This is a genomic window from Ruminococcus sp. MCC718, from assembly GCF_018783905.1.
Lineage (GTDB): Bacteria > Bacillota > Clostridia > Lachnospirales > Lachnospiraceae > Hominisplanchenecus > Hominisplanchenecus faecis.
This window is the reverse complement of the sequence record NZ_WQNP01000118.1, coordinates 1-568: the sequence shown is the minus strand read 5'-3', so window position 1 is coordinate 568 and position 568 is coordinate 1. Positions and strand designations below refer to the sequence as shown.

General features: G+C 45.6%; 1 protein-coding gene. It reads right to left on the bottom strand.

What is annotated here, in order from left to right; all coding sequences use genetic code 11:
• Positions 1 to 62 precede the first annotated feature (62 nt).
• Positions 63 to 563, bottom strand: coding sequence for an antirestriction protein ArdA (locus GPK60_RS10760; protein ID WP_199664582.1), 501 nt, complete (start codon positions 561 to 563; stop codon positions 63 to 65).
• Positions 564 to 568: the final 5 nt, after the last annotated feature.

Genomic DNA, 568 nt, shown 5'->3' with positions numbered 1-568 from the left:
CCAGACTGCCCCCAAGAGAAAAGCTGACAGTAGCACCAGTGGCGGTGCTGATCTGCCAGCCCTTAACGCAGTACCTCACAGATACCAGCGTTTGTTGCAATAAATGTCCCCTCTATATCGAGGTCACGCCCGTAGGCTTCATAGTCGATATAGTTCTGTAAAGAGGACGGGATTTCTCCGAGTATCTGTTCTTCATCAATCAGATAGTAGGCTAAATCGGTCATTGTTTCACAGCCGGAATACAGAATGATGTCGTCCTTATGTTCCACCAGTTCTTCCAGACTTCCATAGCAGGATATAAAACTGTCCAAGTCGTCCAGCAGGTAATCCGGTAATTCTTCCAACTGCTCATAGATACGGTTCAGTTCTTCGATGGAAATGTATTCGCTAATCTCCATCGGGAAGTTGTCCGTATCATGGATTGCGTATTCTTCGTACTCTGCATTTAAGCCGATACGTTCTGCAATCACTTCTTCGTCCAACGGAAAAGAGAACCAGTCCCCGACCAGTTCTCCCTCATTGTACTTGCCAAGATTGGCTATATAGACTTGCATATCATCAATCATAA